The following is a 17,968-nucleotide window of genomic DNA, read 5'->3' as shown; positions in this document are numbered from 1 at the left end:
TCGTCAGAGAAAGTCGTGGCGCAATTGGTAGATCAGTTCCAGGGCCTCGCGCGGGCTGAGGCTGTCTGGCTCGATGGCTTGCAGGGCGGCGTGCAATGGCGCGTCCGGGTCGTTGGCGGGGGTTTCCGCAGCGGAGGGGGCGAACAGCGCCAACTGCGCATCCGCCCGGTTGCGCGCTTCCAGATCGGCCAGTTCCTTGCGCGCATGGCGGATCACCACTGGCGGAATGCCCGCGCGCTGGGCCACATGCAGGCCATAGCTCTGGCTGGCCGGGCCGGGCCGGACCTCGTGCAGGAAGACCACGCCGTCGGGCGCGTCGGCTGCTGCCAGGTGGACATTGGACACGCCATCAGTCTGTTCCGGCAGGCGGGTCATCTCGAAGTAGTGGGTGGCGAACAGCGTCAGGGCGCGGTTGTGCGTCAGCAGCCGGTGCGCGATGGCCCAGGCCAGCGCCAGGCCGTCGTAGGTGGATGTGCCCCGGCCGATCTCGTCCATCAGCACCAGGCTGTGCGCCGTGGCCGCGCCCAGGATCACGCCCGCCTCCATCATTTCCATCATGAAGGTCGAGCGCCCGCCCGCCAGATCGTCGGCCGCGCCGATGCGCGTGAAGATCCGGTCCACCGGGCCGATGCGCGCCCGCGTGGCGGGCACATAGCTGCCGGCGCGCGCCAGCAGTGCGATGAGCGCCACCTGGCGCATGTAGGTCGATTTGCCGCCCATGTTCGGCCCGGTGATCAGCAGCATGCGGCGCGCATCGTCCATGCGGCAATCGTTCGGGGTAAAGGATTCGATGCTGTGTTCCACCACCGGATGGCGACCCGCCTCGATGTCCAGGCAAACCTCGTCGGACAGGGCCGGTGCGACCCAGCCGTGGGCGCGCGCGTGGTGGGCCAGGCCGGCCAGCGCGTCGATCCGCGCCAGGGCTGCGGCGCTGCGGGCCAGCGTCGCAGCGTGTTCCGCCGCCTGCGCCAGGATCTGCTCGTACAGCAGTTTTTCGCGCGCCAGGCCGCGATCCCGGGCCGACAGCACCTTGTCCTCCCAGGCTTTCAGTTCGGGCGTGATGTAGCGTTCGACGTTTTTCAGTGTCTGGCGGCGGCGGTAGTCGTCGGGCACCTTGTCGGCCTGACCGCGCGAGACCTCGATGAAAAAACCGTGGACACGGTTGTATTCCACGCGCAGATTGGCGATGCCGGTGCGTTCCCGTTCGCGGGATTCGACCTCCATCAGGAAGGCGCCGTTATCGCCCGCCAACTGGCGCAGTTCGTCCAGTTCCGCATCGAAGCCCGGAGCGATCACGCCGCCGTCGCGCACCATCAGGGCCGGTTCGGGGGCGATGCCCCGGTCCAGCAGCGTGCGCAGCGCCGGGTCCATGGGGACATCCCGCAGGCAGTCGGCCAGCAGAGCGCGGGCCTGGAACGCCTCGCCGGTGGCTTGCGCCAGGACGTCCAGTCCACCCAGCGCATCGCGCAGGCTGGCCAGTTCGCGCGGGCGGATCGTGCCCAGGGCCAGGCGGGTCGCCATGCGTTCCAGGTCGGGCAGCGGGCGCAGCGCATCACGCAGGGCGCGCAGCGCGCCGTCCGCGTCCGGCGCCCGCAGCAACTGCGTGATCACCTCTTGCCGGGCGCGCGCCGGCGCGTTGGCGCGCAGCGGCGCCTGCAGCCAGCGCCGCACCTGGCGGCTGCCCATGGGCGTGCGGGCATGGTCCAACGTGCTGAACAGTGTCGGGCCGTCGCTGCCGTTCAGGGTGTCCGTGATTTCCAGATTGCGTCGCGTGGCCGGGTCCAGCACGACATAGTCGCCGCCGGCATCCACCGACAGGCTGTGCACGTGGCTGAGGGCCTGGGCCTGCGTCGTTCCGACATAGCGCAGCAGCGCACCGGCCGCCCGCATGGCCAGCGGCAGGTGATCCAGCCCGAAGGCGCCGACATCGTTCACGCCAAAATGGCGCAGCAGCGTGTCGCGCGCGCCGTCGGGCTCGAAATGCCAGTCCGGCACCCGGCTGATCGCCGCGTCCAGTCCTTCCAGGGGCTGCGTATCGGCCTGTTCCGTGCAGACCAGCTCGGCGGGGGCGATGCGGCCCAGTTCCGCGTCCAGCAGTTCCTGCGTCGATTCGCAGGCCTTGAAGTCGCCGTTGGCTAGGTTCATCCAGGCCAGGCCCACGGTCTCGCGCCCGTGGCCGCGTCCCGTGACCCAGGCCGCGATCCGGCGGTCGTCGTCGGCCGGCAGCAGCGCGTCGTCGGTCAGGGTGCCGGGGGTCACCACCCGCACGATCTTGCGCTCGACCGGCCCCTTTGTCGTCGAGGGATCGCCGATCTGCTCGCAGATGGCGATGGATTCGCCCAGCGCCACCAGTCGGGCCAGATAGCCCTCCATGGCGTGATGCGGGACGCCGGCCATGGGAATCGGCGCGCCGTTGGAGGTGCCGCGCTTGGTCAGCGTCAGATTCAGCAACCGCGCCCCACGCTCGGCGTCGTCGTAGAACATCTCGTAGAAATCACCCATCCGGTAGAACAGCAGATGCGATCCGGCCTGGGCTTTCAGCTGGAGATACTGCTGCATCATGGGGGTGTGGCCGGAGAGATCGGGGGTGGACATGGCGGACAGCAGATTGGGGGTGGAACGGGGAGACTCGTATTATCGTTCAATAGGGTGGGGAGTGTCAGGCGGGAGGAAGCGCGTCCCCGGGCCGTCAGAGGGGTACGGTAAGCCGCGCCATCGGGATGCCACGTGTGGATACAATGCGCAGATATCCGTTTTTTCGCAAGGATCGACCCCCATCATGCCCGAATCGCACGCATCGCTGAAGGAACTCACCCTGCGGGGCGTGATTCTGGGCGCCTTGATCACCCTGGTGTTCACCGCGTCCAACGTCTACTTGGGTTTGAAGGTCGGCCTGACCTTCGCGTCCTCGATCCCGGCGGCGGTGATTTCCATGGCGGTCCTGCGGGCGTTCCGGGACTCCAATATCCTTGAGAACAACATTGTCCAGACGCAGGCGTCCGCGGCGGGCACCTTGTCCGCCGTCATCTTCGTGCTGCCGGCCCTGCTGATGATGGGCTACTGGACGGGGTTCCCCCTGCTGCAGACCGCCATGATCTGCGCCTGCGGCGGGATCCTGGGCGTGGTGTTCACCGTGCCGCTGCGGCGCGCACTGGTCGTCAGCAGCGACCTGCCGTACCCGGAAGGCGTGGCCGCGGCCGAGATTCTCAAGGTCGGACAGAACCCGGGCGATGGCGCGCAAACCCGGCAGGCCGGCGGATTGCGCGACATCGTGGCCGGCGGCGTGCTGGCGGGCGGTTTCAGCCTGTTGACCGGCGGCCTGCGGGTGGCCGGCGACAGCGTGGGCTATTGGTTCAGCGTCGGGCGCGCCGTGTTCCAACTGCCCCTGGGCCTGTCCTTCGCCCTGGTCGGCGCGGGGTATCTGGTCGGCATCGTCGGCGGCGTGGCGATGCTGCTGGGCGTGGTGCTGTCCTGGGGCGTCGCCGTCCCCTGGCTGACGTCGCTCGCACCCATGCCCGACGGCGCCAGCCTGGCCAGTTTCGCCACCGGCATCTGGGTCTCCAAAGTGCGCCTGATCGGCGCCGGCATGATCGCCGTAGCGGCCGTCTGGACCCTGCTGACGCTGATCCGGCCCATGGTCGAGGGCATGCGGATCTCGCTGTCGGTGCTCAAGCGCGGGTCGGGCGAATCGGGGCAGGACCGCACCGACGCCGACCTGCCGCCCGGGCTGCTGCTGAAGCTGACGCTGTTCATGATCCTGCTGCTGGGCGCGACGTTCCAGTCCTTCGTGGCGGACTCCGGCCTGCCGGCGCTGTCCGCCTGGACCCTGGTGGTGGCCGGCGTCGTGCTGGCCTTCGTCTTCGGCTTCCTGGTGGCGGCCGCGTGTGGCTACATGGCGGGCCTGGTGGGCTCGTCGGCCAGCCCGATCTCCGGCATCGCGGTGATCGCCATCCTGGCCTCGTCCATGATCTTCATTGGGATCGGCCAGGCGCAGGATCTGCTGGGCAAGCCCGAATCCGTGCGTTTCATGACGGCGCTGGCGCTGTTCTGCACTTCGGTCGTCGTGGCCGTGGCGGCGATCTCCAACGATAATCTGCAGGATCTGAAGACGGGCTGGCTGGTGCATGCGACCCCGTGGCGGCAGCAGACGGCGCTGATCATCGGCTGCGTGATCGGCGCGGTGACGATTCCGCCGGTGCTGGAACTGCTCTACGAGGCCTACGGCTTCATCGGCAGCCTGCCGCGCGAGGGCATGGATCCCGCCCAGGCCCTGGCCGCGCCGCAGGCCTCGCTCATGATCACCATCGCGCAGGGCCTGTTCAGCCACACGCTGGATTGGACGTACATCCGCATCGGCGTGCTGGTGGGGGCGGTGCTGATCGTCTTCGACTGGATCCTGGGCCGATTCAGCCGGTTTCGCGTGCCGCCGCTGGCGGTGGCCATGGGCGTCTATCTGCCGCCCACGGTGGCCACGGCGCTGTTCGTCGGCGCGTTGATCTCGTGGTTCGTGCGGATACGTATCCGCGCCCGGACGCTGCCGGACGGTCCTGATCGTGTTCAGGCGGCCAAGCAGGCCAGCGAGCGCACGGGCACGCTGTTCGCCTCGGGCCTGATCGTGGGCGAGAGCCTGGTGGGCGTGGTGCTGGCCATCGTGATCGTGGGCTCCATGGCGTCCGGTGGCGGGGATGCGCCGCTGGCCGTGGCGGGTCCTGGGTTCGCGTCGGTGGCTACGGGGATCGGGCTGCTGGCTTTTGCGCTGATGTGTGTCGTGTTCGTGCGGCGCGTGCTGGGGGCGGGGAAGGGGTGACTCAACGGAGGCATCATAGAGAGCCGCATCGACCAGCGGCGATTGCGGAAGTTTGCAAGGTGGCATGACGCGCTCGGCTCTTCTTTTTCCGCACGGTCTTCATCCTTTGTATTACAAAAAGATTCATGGACGATATCGCGGCTTCCGACCTCAAGACGATCCTGCACTCCAAACGGGCCAATATTTACTACCTGGAGCATTGCCGGGTATTGGTCAATGGCGGCCGTGTTGAGTATGTGACCGACGCAGGCAAGCGCTCCCTGTACTGGAACATCCCGATCGCCAACACCACCAGCATCCTGCTGGGGACAGGCACTTCCATCACCCAGGCCGCGATGCGGGAACTGGCCAAGGCCGGTGTGCTGGTGGGTTTCTGCGGAGGCGGCGGGACGCCCTTGTTTTCCGCCAACGAAGTCGATGTCGAGGTCGCCTGGCTCAGTCCGCAAAGTGAATATCGGCCGACGGAGTACCTGCAGGCGTGGGTGGAATTCTGGTTCGATGGCGCTCGACGGCTGGCTGCGGCGAAAGCCTTGCAGCAGGCCCGCATCCGGCGCCTGGGCGAGGAGTGGCACCAGGCGGGCCTGAAGGAGGCTGGTTTCAATGTGAATGTGGAGCGGCTGGATGGCTTGCTGGCCCAGAGCGTGCGGCGCGTGGATCAAGCCGGTGAAACAGTCGATTTGCTGACCGAGGAAGCCAGGCTCACCAAGGCGTTGTTCAAGATGGCCGTCGACGCGGTCGGTTATGGCGATGATTTCACCCGCGCCAAACGGGGGACCGGTACCGACCCGGCCAACCGTTTTCTGGATCATGGCAATTATCTGGCCTATGGACTGGGCGCCACGGCGTGCTGGGTGCTGGGCCTGCCGCATGGCCTGGCGGTTCTGCATGGGAAAACGCGGCGCGGCGGCCTGGTATTCGACGTAGCGGATCTGGTGAAGGATGCCTGCATCCTGCCGCAGGCTTTCCTGTCCACCATGCGGGGCGACGATGAGCAGCAGTTCCGCCGCAACTGCATCGAGTCGCTGACGCGCGGCGAGTCCCTGGATTTCATGATCGACACGGTCAAGGACATCGCCGTGACAACCGCTCGCCAGGCCGCTCCTGGCGCTTCGGACCATGAAGGCAACGCATGAATGTCCTGCTGGTTTCCCAATGCAGCAAGCGGGCTTTGACGGAAACGCGCCGGATTCTGGATCAGTTTGCCGAGCGGCGGGGCGATCGGACCTGGCAGACCGCGATTACCCGGGCGGGGCTGGATACCTTGAGAAGGCTGCTGCGCCAGAGTGCGCGCAAGAACACGGCCGTGGCCTGCCATTGGATCCGGGGTCGAGATCATAGCGAACTGCTGTGGATCGTTGGTGACGCCAGGCAGTTCAATGTCGAAGGCGCCGTGCCGACGAACACGACCGCCAGCGATGTGCTGCGGCGCGATGATGAGAACGACTGGCACAGTCTGCGGACGATCCGCCGGATCGCCGCCTTGGCCGCGTTGTTGCACGACCTGGGCAAGGCGACCCAGTCCTTCCAGGACCGATTGCGGCCCGGCTCGCCCCGGGAGAAGAATCGCTATCGCCATGAGTGGGTCTCCGTGCGTCTGTTCCAGGCATTTGTGGGCCGGGATGATGATGCGGCCTGGTTGCGGCGTCTGATCGAGGGCGGCGAAGAAGGCGTGGATGGGTCGCGCTTCGAGGCTCCCTGGCTGGATCATAAGCAAGGCCGCCTGTTGCGTGATGGCATGGATCCAGCAGCGCGCGACCACAAACCGTTTGCTTCATCGGGCAAGGGTTTGCCGCCCTTGGCACAGGCGGTGGCCTGGCTGGTGCTGACGCATCACCGCCTGCCCGCCTTGCCGTATGGCCCGGCAGAATCGCTTGAATCGACCAAACTGTGGCACGGCCGGTCACCCAGAGGGGTGAAAGGCCAGACTCTGGATGCCGTCTTGAGCCAGATCGATGCGGATTGGAACGAGCCATGGGGGGATCTGAAAAGCTCCAAAAGCAAGCTTGATCCGTACTGGAAATTCCCTAAGGGGTTGCCGGTGCGGACTGCGCTGTGGCGCAAGCGGGCCGCGCGCATCGCCGCAGATCTATTGCGGGATCTACCGATGGTTGGGGATTGCCTGGGAGACCCGTTCATCATGCACGTGTCGCGCCTCGCGCTGATGCTGGGGGATCACCATTACTCCGGCCTGGAGGTTGAGGCGGACCGGGTGAAAGGGGAGGATAACTTTCTATTGTACGCGAATACCCGGCGCGAGACCGGCGCGTTGTTGCAGCCCTTGGACGAGCATTTGCTGGGCGTTGAGCTGCATGCGGGCCGGATCGTGCATTCGCTGCCAATCCTGACGCGGGATCTGCGGCACTTGATCGGCCATCGCGGCCTGAAAAAACGCAGTGCGAACCCCGTATTCCGCTGGCAGGACAAGGCGGCCGATCTGGCCGCCGGAGTGCGCCTGCGCGCGGCGGAGCAGGGCGCCTTCATCGTCAATATGGCGTCGACCGGATGCGGCAAGACCCTGGGAAATGCCCGGATCATGAACGCGCTGGCCGACCCTGCCCTGGGTCTACGCTGTGCGTTCGCAATCGGTCTGCGCACGTTGACCTTGCAGACGGGCCGCAGCTTTCAGAAGGATCTGGGTCTGCCGGATGACGAACTGGCGATCCGGGTCGGGGGTGCGGCAAACCGTGAACTGTTCGAGTATTACATGCAATTGGCCGAAGACAGCGGTTCCGCTTCTCGGCAATCCCTGTTGGACGAAACCACCCACATCGTCTACGAAGGCAATGACCGACACCCGGTGCTGGACCATCTGGGACACGATGCCGGGGTTTGTCGCTTTCTGGCGGCGCCTTTGCTGGTTTGCACGGTTGACCATCTGACGCCGGCGACGGAAGGGCTACGCGGCGGCCGCCAGATCGTGCCCATGTTGCGCCTGATGACGGGAGATCTGGTGCTGGACGAGCCGGATGATTTCGATCTGTCCGATTTGCCGGCGTTGACGCGTCTTGTGCACTGGGCCGGATTGCTGGGCGCGCGCGTCCTGGTGTCTTCGGCGACTTTGCCGCCTGCTCTGGTCCAGGGTTTGTTTGCAGCCTACCTGGAGGGGCGCCGCTGGTTCCAGCGCAATCGCGGCGTCCGGCCGACGGAAGCGCCCGCTGTCTGCTGTCTCTGGATCGACGAGTTCGCGCAGACACACGCGGACTGTCTGGATACCGAACGATTCAGTCAGGCGCACCAGGCTTTTGTGGTGAAACGTGCGCAGCGGCTGGGAGAGCAGGCGGTACGTCGTCTGGCTCGCCTGTTGCTGCTGCCCGGCACCCTGGGGAAACTGGATCAGGCAGGTCGCCGTGAGGCCTTCGCCGGCATTTTGAGAGACGCGGCCTTGAGTTTGCATGCACAGCATGGCGCCGAGGATCCGCACAGCGGCAAGCGCGTCAGTTTCGGTCTGATCCGCATGGCGAATATCGGCCCGCTCTTCGACGTAGCGCTGGCCCTGTTCCGCCTGGGGGTGCCGCCGGGGACGCATATCCACCTGTGCGTCTACCATTCCCAATTTCCGCTGTTCCTGCGGTCCCGGATCGAGAACCAGCTGGATACAGCGCTGGATCGGCGGCGGGAGGCCGCCGTATTCGACCTGCCCGACGTGCGGCGGCGCATCGATGCCGTGAAGGCTCGGGATCAGTTGTTCGTGGTGCTGGGCTCCCCCGTGACAGAAGTCGGGCGGGATCACGACTATGACTGGGCCGTGGTTGAGCCTTCCTCGATGCGCTCATTGATCCAGCTTGCGGGGCGGGTGTGGCGCCATCGCCGCGAAAAGGTCGCGTCACAACCTAATCTGCTGGTGTGCGACAGCAATCTGAAGCATTTTGATCGGCCGGGCCAGCCCGCCTTCTGCCGGCCAGGTTTCGAGAGCCTGGACTATCCCTTGCGGCCGCACCGCCTGGCGGCGCTACTGGCGCCCTGGCTGGATGGCGATCAGTGCTTGCCCATCGATGCGCAACCGCGGATCGTCGCGCGCGCCGAATCGGATCGCCAGCCTTCCCGCAGCCTGGTCGATCTGGAACATGTCCGGATGGCATCCCAGATGCTGCCGCCTGCGCCCGTGCATCGGCTGAATGCCGCGAGCTTTTGGCTGCGAGACCATGCGCGGCTGACTGCCTTTCTGCAGCAGGCGCAGCCGTTTCGTGATCAGCCGCGCCCCGATGTGGAAGTGGTCTGGAAGCTGGACGAGGATGAGGTGCCTTGCCTATGCCGGGTGGAGGAGGGAGAGCGCAAGTTCCAGGAGCTTTATGTCCCGGTCGGTGTCAGCCAGTGTTGGCCGGTACCGGAGGCCGAGGTCCAGGGCGAAGGGATCAGCCGCTGGAGCGTGGATGAGGATTGGAAAAGCGGCATGGAAAGCCAGGCCGGGGATCTGGGCTTGCCTCTGGATGTATTCGCCCTGAGGTACACGCGGGTCACTCTGCCCGCCAGTCAGGAAGGCTGGCGCTGGCATCCGGCGCTGGGGTTTTCGGAGAAGATGTGATGCGGCGTTTGGTCTCTAGATATCCGTAGTGAGACTGCTTGTACAGCAGTTGAGGTTCCGTGGACAGCCTACGGCTAATTTTTCTGAGCTATCTATTCGATAGAGTGTTTGCTATTATAGGAACCTCCAGATTGGATCTTTTAGTACTCGAAGTACCGCCTACGGCTAATTGGATTAAAATATAGGTATACTCATTTAAAAGTGGCCTGGAGCAATGGCTTCCATCCGGATGCTCCAGGCCATGCGCCACAAGCTGGCTCAGCTTACCAACCACAGGTCATATGGAATTTAGAAGGGGGCGAGATGACTAACATCGCACCTGTTTAGGGGTCTAGAAGATCCCTAAATCAATCTTCCTCTGAGCAATCTGATCGCTCATGTTGCTCAGAGGATTCTAAAGTAATAAGTAGATGGATACCAATGAACTTGAAGGAGGTGCAGATGGCGCAGGTCTTCGATGGGGGCCGTATGCAGCGGCTTCAGGCGACAATCGGAGGCTTTCTTCAGGAACGCCTGGAAGCCAAGCTCTCAAAACTGCCAGCGGACGACCCCAAACGCGGGGACCTGACGGTTCAATACCAGCCTGCCGCTTGGCTCGAAGACGCCGCCCGGCGCGTTCGCCAGATCCAGGCGGTGACGCATGCCCTCAAGGGCGTCCATCCCGATGCGCGCGGCACCAATCTGTATGTAGAGCTATCCAGCATGGCGCCTCATGTCGCGGTGGGCAGCCATGTGCTGGGCGCCGATTTCGTCAGCGACGTGGTCGGCAATGCGGCGGCGCTGGACGTCTACAAATTCCTGAAACTGGAAATCGATGACCGCACGCTGCTGGATTGGTTGTCGGTCGACGATCCAGCCGCCGTGCGGGCTTTGAGCGATGACGAGTCCAAGGCGCGGGAATGGCAATCGGCATTCGTCGGCCTGACGCAGGCGCGAGAGGCAGCAGCGGCCAGTCATGCGTTGGCCAAGCAGGTGTATTGGCTGGCGGGGGAAGACGCCGCTGATGATACCCAATACCATCTGCTGGCGCCTTTGTATGCTACATCCTTGGCGCAGGCCGTCCATGAAACCCTGCAGGAAGACCGGTTTGGCGACGCCAACAAGGCGGCGCGTGCAGCGCGCAAGGAAGGCAAAGAGCATGAGGGGGCTATGCGGGATTATCCTGCGCTGGCTGTGCGCAAGCTGGGCGGCACGAAACCACAGAACATTTCGCAGTTGAATTCGGAGCGTGGGGGGGTGAGCTACCTGCTGGGCTCGCTGCCGCCACAGTGGAACCTGAGCGTGCCTCGTCAGCTCTGGGGGGTGACCTCCGTCTTTGGCCCCACGCTGATGCGGCACGGGGATATCCGGGCGATTCTTAGGGCTTTGTTGCGGTTCTTGCGGAAAGATCCGCCATCCAATGTGGAAACCCGCAACCGGGTCGATGCCTATGTGGGTGATCTGATCGATGAACTGGTTGCCATGGCCAGCGAGATCCGTTGCAGCTTGCCCAAGGGCTGGACAGCCGATCCTCGCTGCACGCTGGTACGCGAGGAACGATTCTGGCTTGATCCGTGGCGTGCCGAAGAGGACAGCGACTTCCGCGGCGAATGGCTGTCCATGGATTGGCCGGCACCGATCGGCCACCGCTTTGGCAATTGGCTGAACGAACGGCTCAAGACGCTATCGCCGTATTTGGGGGATGTCGAGCACCGTCACTGGAAGAAAGAACTGCTGCTGGATGAGGACGAAGCAGGCTGGGCGCGTGCGCTGCATGAACTGCGCACCGACCTGGGAGCGCCTCACTACATTCCGACGCGGGAGGGCAAGGTATGAAGCCGCAAGATCACGAGATCGATGGATTGTTGATCCTGCCGCATGTGCGGGTTCAGAACGCCAACGCGATTTCCAGTCCTTTGACGCATGGTTTTCCGTCCATGACGGCTTTCCTGGGCTTCATGTGGGCCTTGGGGCGCAAGCTGGCGGCAGCGGGCATTCCATTGAAATTGAAAAAAGTCGGGGTGATCTGCCATTGGCATCAGGAACAGGCACGGGAGGGCTACGTCCGGACCTTTCACCTGACGCGCAATCCGGTGGACAAGGACGGCGCCACCGCCGCCATCGTCGAGGAAGGTCGTATTCATCTGGATCTGACCCTGGTGTTCCAGGTGGGGGCAGTCCAACAGGCTGGTGAGATTCATCCCTTGTTCGGGGGCGATGAGGCGCGCCGGCGGGAAATCGCCTGGATGATTCGAGAGCTGCTGGGTTCGATGCGGATTGCCGGCGGCACGGTGCTGCCGCCGAAACCCGGCCCGGGCATTCGGGTCACGCCGACGCTGATCGGCTGGCCGGATCAGGAAACGGAGCGTCAGGCGCTTTTCCGGCGCCTGCGCCGCCAGTGGTTGCCGGGCTTCACCCTGGTCAGCCGGGATGATCTGCTGCAACTGCGCCTGGAGCAACTGCGTTTGCAAGAACCGGGGGCCACAACGCTGGACGCCTGGCTGGATCTGTCGCGCTTCAATTACCGTAGTGGCCGGGATGAGAAAGATCGCGTCGTCTGGACCCATGATCGACCCCAGGGGGCTGGCTGGATCGTGCCCATTCCGGTGGGGTATGCCGCCTTGTCGGATCTGCATGCCGGTGGGCAGGTCGCCAATGCGCGAGACCAGAGCACGCCGTTCCGGTTTGTGGAGGGGGTGTATTCCATCGGCCAGTGGATCAGCCCGCATCGCCTGCAAGGCGTACGGGACCTGCTCTGGTGGGGCGAGTCCCATGAGGACGGTCTCTATCGCTGCTGCAACGGCTATGAGCCCTTGCCGGTGGATGAGGACGTTGAATAGCCATCCTATCCGCCGCTGAGCGCGGAAACCCTCTGAATGCAATCCAACTTTTCATCAGGAAAGGAAATCTGCCATGTCCTTGAAAACCGCTTCCGTCCTTGCCTTTGAACGTAAGCTGGACCCGTCCGATGCCTTGTTCGCAGCGGGCCTGTGGGATGATCAGCCCAACGCCGATCGGTGGCCAGCCGTCGGCATCAAAGAAAAATCCGTGCGTGGCACGATTTCCAATCGACTGAAGGCTTCCGAGCAGGATCCCGCCAAGCTGGATGCCGCCATCGAGAATCCAAATCTGCAGACGGTGGATGTGGCTGCTCTGCCGGCCGATGCGGATACCCTGAAAGTTAGCTTCACGCTCCGCGTGCTGCCTGGAACCGGAAAGCCTTCCGCCTGCAATAGCGCGGATTACGAGGCCAAGCTGCTTCAAGTGGTCGGCGGGTATGTCGAGGCTCATGGCTTTGGTGAATTGGCGCGCCGGTATGCCCATAACCTCGCCAATGGCCGCTTCCTGTGGCGCAATCGCGTCGGCGCTGAAGAAGTGCGTGTGATCGTCTCCCTGCTCGAACGGGGACAGTCCACGCAAAGCTGGACCTTCGATGCCTTGTCCCTGGGCCTGAGGAATTTCGAGGCAGGTGAGGCACAGGCGGATCGAGATATTGTGGCGGCGCTGATTGCGGATGGTTTGGCGGGCAAGCGGCATGTTCTGTTGCAGGTGACGGCCTTTGTCCGGCTCGGAGCAGGGCAGGAAGTCTTTCCTTCCCAGGAACTGGTACTGGAGCGCGGTCGGGGCGACAAGAGCAAAACGCTTTACCATGTGGACAAGGTCGCTGCGATCCATTCCCAGAAACTGGGCAATGCCGTCCGGACTATCGACGATTGGTACAACGGGGCGGACAGGCTGGGGCCGATCGCGGTGGAGCCGTATGGTTCCGTCACGACGCAGGGCACGGCCTATCGACAGCCCAAGGTCAAGCCGAGCCTCGACTTCTACAATCTGTTCGACGACTGGGTGCTCAAGGACAAGGCTCCTGATATCGAGCAGCAGCATTTCGTCATCGCGGTGTTGGTGCGGGGTGGCGTGTTCGGCGACGCCGGGAAGTGATGCTCATGAGCGCTCACTATATCGACGTCAGGCTGCTGCCTGATCCCGAGTTCAGCCAGGCGCATTTGCTGGGGGCCTTGTATGCCAAGTTCCACCGCGCTTTGGTAGGACTGGGCACTCATGAAATCGGGGTCAGTTTTCCGCAGTACAGCATGCAGCCGCGTACTTTGGGGCAGATCATGCGTCTGCACGGCGGGGATGGCGCCTTGAGTGCGTTGCTGTCCACCGACTGGCTGCGAGGGATGCGTGATCATGTGGAACTGGGGGTCTTGTCTGCCGTTCCTCAGGCAGCCCAGCATCGCCGGTTGCTGCGCCGTCAGTTCAAGACCAGTGCGGATCGCCTCCGTCATCGGCGGATGCGTAGAAAAGGGGAAACCTATGAGCAGGCGACACAGGCTATCCCCGATAGCGTGGGACGGCAGCCGGATCTCCCCTATGTGCAACTGCGTAGCGCCAGCACGGGACAGCGGTTTTGCCTGTTCCTGGCATTGGGGGACCCGGAGCTGCAGCCTGTGGCTGGGGTGTTCAATGCCTATGGCTTGAGCAGCACAGCTACACTGCCCTGGTTCTGACCCTTTTCTGAAGGGGTTTTGCCAGCCTCTTATAAATCAGTGGGTTACGAAACACCCAAGAATTTGGGTGTTTCGTGCTTTCCTGCTGAGGATCTTTAAAAAAATCAATAAACTAGGTTTTTTTGTCTCTAGTTCGCTGCCGCACAGGCAGCTGAGAAATTGCCCTGAGCAATCAGGGTCACGGCAAGCTTGTTCGCTGCCGCACAGGCAGCTGAGAAACACCGGTGAAAATCGCGCCACGGGCCGATTAGGTTCGCTGCCGCACAGGCAGCTGAGAAATTCTCGTCGGTCGGCTCGCCTCCGATTTCCTCGTTCGCTGCCGCACAGGCAGCTGAGAAAAACAACAAATTCAAAAGCAAAAAACCCCGGCTGTTCGCTGCCGCACAGGCAGCTGAGAAATAGTACGCTCAATCAGGCGACCCATGGCCGCCGTTCGCTGCCGCACAGGCAGCTGAGAAATTCGCTTCGGTTTCCGTGGCGATCTCGATCAGGTTCGCTGCCGCACAGGCAGCTGAGAAATTGGATGCGGCGTGGTCTTCCAGCAGATCAATGTTCGCTGCCGCACAGGCAGCTGAGAAAGCGTGTAGAAAGCCAGGAGCGGCGGTAGACGCGTTCGCTGCCGCACAGGCAGCTGAGAAATACTGCTCGACGGCATAAGTGAAATTCTACAGGTTCGCTGCCGCACAGGCAGCTGAGAAATTGCTCAGGGTACCTGCACCCTTAGACCGCACGTTCGCTGCCGCACAGGCAGCTGAGAAATGACGCCTGCCGAGTTGTGCGGCCTGACGGGCGTTCGCTGCCGCACAGGCAGCTGAGAAATCGGATAGTCGCGCCTACACCAGATCAACGGGGTTCGCTGCCGCACAGGCAGCTGAGAAATTCGGGCTGGCCAGGCGCTGCACCAGTCGCCAGTTCGCTGCCGCACAGGCAGCTGAGAAAAGCAAGATGACCGTGCGCCAGATGACGGATCTGTTCGCTGCCGCACAGGCAGCTGAGAAATTCGTCATCCCGACGATGGCAATTGACCCAGAGTTCGCTGCCGCACAGGCAGCTGAGAAAATGACCACTGAAACCGTGCTGGCCGAAGGACAGTTCGCTGCCGCACAGGCAGCTGAGAAAACAGAGCCGTCGATGATGTGCAAATCAGTCATGTTCGCTGCCGCACAGGCAGCTGAGAAAAGCAACTCTAATCAGGCTGGCGGTTATTCAAGGTTCGCTGCCGCACAGGCAGCTGAGAAAAGAAGACGCGGGCTACAGCGGCAAGTCTATCCCGTTCGCTGCCGCACAGGCAGCTGAGAAAATGTCTACAGTCAAGTTTCTTACCGTTGAAAGGTTCGCTGCCGCACAGGCAGCTGAGAAATTCGACGCCATCACGCCCGACGTGATTCGGGCGTTCGCTGCCGCACAGGCAGCTGAGAAATGGTCATCCGGACGCAGTAGCGGACTCATTCAGTTCGCTGCCGCACAGGCAGCTGAGAAATAGTGCAGGCCCGGAAAACTCACACGGAGCGCGTTCGCTGCCGCACAGGCAGCTGAGAAAACATTCCGAAATCGTGGATGACGGCGTTTCGCGTTCGCTGCCGCACAGGCAGCTGAGAAAACTACGGCAACAGCCGGATCTATCGCAGTCAAGTTCGCTGCCGCACAGGCAGCTGAGAAAGTATGCGCGGATGTCATCGGTCAGTTCGTTAAGTTCGCTGCCGCACAGGCAGCTGAGAAACTGGGGCAGAACGGATGGGGAGAAAACTAGCCGTTCGCTGCCGCACAGGCAGCTGAGAAAGAAGGGCAGATGCGAGACGAGAATGCGGACTAGTTCGCTGCCGCACAGGCAGCTGAGAAAGGGTATAGCCGCAAACGCCACCACGGGCCGCAGTTCGCTGCCGCACAGGCAGCTGAGAAAGATACAAAAAAGCGCCCTGATGTCCGTGCTACGTTCGCTGCCGCACAGGCAGCTGAGAAATGGTGGCTGCGCTGGTACATCCTGGGCGTGGCGTTCGCTGCCGCACAGGCAGCTGAGAAATGAAGGTCTGAGCCAGCAAGGCAAAATGTAGCGTTCGCTGCCGCACAGGCAGCTGAGAAAACGGCGGATGACGGCGGCGAGGATATGCTCGAGTTCGCTGCCGCACAGGCAGCTGAGAAAATGTATCCATTCTGAACGTATTCACCTCGGATGTTCGCTGCCGCACAGGCAGCTGAGAAAACTGAAACCACCACATTTACTCAGACCGGCACGTTCGCTGCCGCACAGGCAGCTGAGAAATGAGTGAGCCCACACCCTGCGCCTGGTCATCCGTTCGCTGCCGCACAGGCAGCTGAGAAAGTAGCTTTTACTGCTAGTACGAGTAGATTCCTGTTCGCTGCCGCACAGGCAGCTGAGAAAACTGCTAGCAGTACTAGCAATGCTGGACAGTAGTTCGCTGCCGCACAGGCAGCTGAGAAATCGCGGGCGATATAGATCTGATGGACGACACCGTTCGCTGCCGCACAGGCAGCTGAGAAATATCTTGTACATACTCATCTACTGCATCTGATGTTCGCTGCCGCACAGGCAGCTGAGAAAATCAGGTACCGTACATCCGCGATCCAGCAGGTGTTCGCTGCCGCACAGGCAGCTGAGAAAAAAAAGAGCAGAGATCCTGGATGCAGGAATCCGTTCGCTGCCGCACAGGCAGCTGAGAAAAAAGCTCGACGTGCGCATCAATCAGCGTCAGTGTTCGCTGCCGCACAGGCAGCTGAGAAAGTGGCCTGGACGATATCGGCGATGGCCTGGGCGTTCGCTGCCGCACAGGCAGCTGAGAAAAGACGCAAACACCCCCGGACATGCCGGGGGTCGTTCGCTGCCGCACAGGCAGCTGAGAAAATTTTGTGCCGAATATATTTTCATTGCACCAGGTTCGCTGCCGCACAGGCAGCTGAGAAAAGCGACGAACGCGCCACCGGCGACGGCATTTGGTTCGCTGCCGCACAGGCAGCTGAGAAATTGGCTTGCTGGCGGGTGAGACCGGTCTTGATGTTCGCTGCCGCACAGGCAGCTGAGAAATATGAAGTCTAGGTAGGTACGGGGGAAGTACGGTTCGCTGCCGCACAGGCAGCTGAGAAATTGGGGCCTGGCATGGAACGAAAGCTGACTACGTTCGCTGCCGCACAGGCAGCTGAGAAAATCGGTTTGGGCGCCTTCATCGACGCCTTGCGGTTCGCTGCCGCACAGGCAGCTGAGAAAAACCGCGAGTAGAAATCCAAGAGCAGCCGGTAGTTCGCTGCCGCACAGGCAGCTGAGAAATAGGAAACTAGGCTAAGGTCTGGAATGTCGCCGTTCGCTGCCGCACAGGCAGCTGAGAAATCCTTGCGCCAGTCGGACACGCCGAAGCGATCGTTCGCTGCCGCACAGGCAGCTGAGAAATTCAACCGTCACCACCTCATCAGCAATGGATTGTTCGCTGCCGCACAGGCAGCTGAGAAACTACCACGCGAGAAAGCATGAATCGACTATGAAGTTCGCTGCCGCACAGGCAGCTGAGAAAATCCTATCAACGGGGCGAAACAGTCAGGCGGGGTTCGCTGCCGCACAGGCAGCTGAGAAATATAGAGGAATCTACTCGTACTAGGGATGGTCTGAACAAGTCCCGATGACCTGTCAGAATACGGTTTGTTGAACGAGAGCCAATCAGGACATGTCCGATGAGCCAGTTGAGTTTTTCCGATGCCGAGTTCGCTGGCAAGCGTAAGGTGACCCGTCGCGAATAGTTCCTCGCCCAGATGTAACGCGCGGTTCCCTGGAAGGTCTTTGCTGACCTGGTCGAACCGCACTACCCGAAGGCGGGCAACGGGCGCAGGCCCTACCCGCTGGAAGTGATGCTGCGCATCCACTTCATGCAGCAGTGGTTCAACCTGTCGGACCCGGCCATGGAGGAGGCGCTGTACGACAGCACCTCGATGCACAATTGTGCGAAGTTGTCGCTGACCCGTGGCAGCATCCCCGACGAGACGACGATTCTCAACTTTCGCCACCTGCTGGAGAAGCACGACATCGCGGCCGATGCGCTGGAAGCGGTCAATCTGCTGCTGGCTGACCAGGGCATCACGGTGCGCAAGGGCACGATTGTCGATGCCACGATCATTGAGGCGCCCAGCTCTACCAAGAATGCCACT

General features: G+C 62.5%; 8 protein-coding genes, 1 pseudogene and 1 CRISPR repeat array. Of the genes and pseudogenes, 8 read left to right on the top strand and 1 reads right to left on the bottom strand.

Annotation, left to right across the window (positions count from 1 at the left end):
* Positions 1-3 precede the first annotated feature (3 nt).
* On the bottom strand, positions 4-2,595 hold the full coding sequence (mutS, locus tag ACK5JE_RS13245) for a DNA mismatch repair protein MutS (protein ID WP_416802164.1): 2,592 nt from the start codon (positions 2,593-2,595) through the stop codon (positions 4-6).
* 184 nt (positions 2,596-2,779) lie between these two features.
* Here mutS and ACK5JE_RS13240 point away from each other — a divergent pair, with 184 nt between their 5' ends.
* The 8 genes and pseudogenes from ACK5JE_RS13240 to ACK5JE_RS13205 all read left to right on the top strand — a co-directional run.
* Positions 2,780-4,807 (top strand): OPT family oligopeptide transporter, encoded by a 2,028-nt coding sequence (locus tag ACK5JE_RS13240; protein ID WP_416802163.1) that lies wholly within the window; start codon positions 2,780-2,782, stop codon positions 4,805-4,807.
* Positions 4,808-4,932: 125 nt separating this feature from the next.
* The gene (gene cas1f, locus ACK5JE_RS13235) at positions 4,933-5,940 is read left to right on the top strand and encodes a type I-F CRISPR-associated endonuclease Cas1f (RefSeq protein WP_416802162.1); all 1,008 of its coding nucleotides are present in this window, start codon (positions 4,933-4,935) and stop codon (positions 5,938-5,940) included.
* Complete coding sequence (cas3f, locus tag ACK5JE_RS13230; RefSeq protein ID WP_416802161.1) at positions 5,937-9,329, top strand: type I-F CRISPR-associated helicase Cas3f; 3,393 nt, start codon at positions 5,937-5,939, stop codon at positions 9,327-9,329. Before cas1f ends, cas3f begins: the two co-directional genes overlap by 4 nt.
* A gap of 420 nt (positions 9,330-9,749) precedes the next feature.
* Positions 9,750-11,144 carry a type I-F CRISPR-associated protein Csy1 gene (gene csy1 / locus ACK5JE_RS13225; RefSeq protein ID WP_416802160.1) on the top strand — a complete coding sequence of 465 codons (1,395 nt, stop codon included), beginning with the start codon at positions 9,750-9,752 and terminating at the stop codon, positions 11,142-11,144.
* Complete coding sequence (gene csy2, locus ACK5JE_RS13220; protein ID WP_416802159.1) at positions 11,141-12,148, top strand: type I-F CRISPR-associated protein Csy2; 1,008 nt, start codon at positions 11,141-11,143, stop codon at positions 12,146-12,148. The genes csy1 and csy2 overlap by 4 nt, the downstream gene beginning before the upstream one ends.
* A gap of 73 nt (positions 12,149-12,221) precedes the next feature.
* Complete coding sequence (gene csy3 / locus ACK5JE_RS13215) at positions 12,222-13,247, top strand: type I-F CRISPR-associated protein Csy3 (protein WP_416802158.1); 1,026 nt, start codon at positions 12,222-12,224, stop codon at positions 13,245-13,247.
* A gap of 5 nt (positions 13,248-13,252) precedes the next feature.
* Positions 13,253-13,819, top strand: coding sequence for a type I-F CRISPR-associated endoribonuclease Cas6/Csy4 (gene cas6f / locus ACK5JE_RS13210; RefSeq protein WP_416802157.1), 567 nt, complete (start codon positions 13,253-13,255; stop codon positions 13,817-13,819).
* A gap of 131 nt (positions 13,820-13,950) precedes the next feature.
* Positions 13,951-17,400: direct repeats of the CRISPR family, unit length 28 nt; unit sequence GTTCGCTGCCGCACAGGCAGCTGAGAAA.
* A 97-nt stretch (positions 17,401-17,497) separates the two neighbouring features.
* Positions 17,498-17,968, top strand: a pseudogene (locus tag ACK5JE_RS13205) (IS5 family transposase); the annotation flags it as partial.

This window comes from Castellaniella sp. (genome assembly GCF_047971665.1).
Classification (GTDB): Bacteria; Pseudomonadota; Gammaproteobacteria; order Burkholderiales; family Burkholderiaceae_B; genus Castellaniella.
This window is presented reverse-complemented; position numbering and strand designations above follow the sequence as displayed.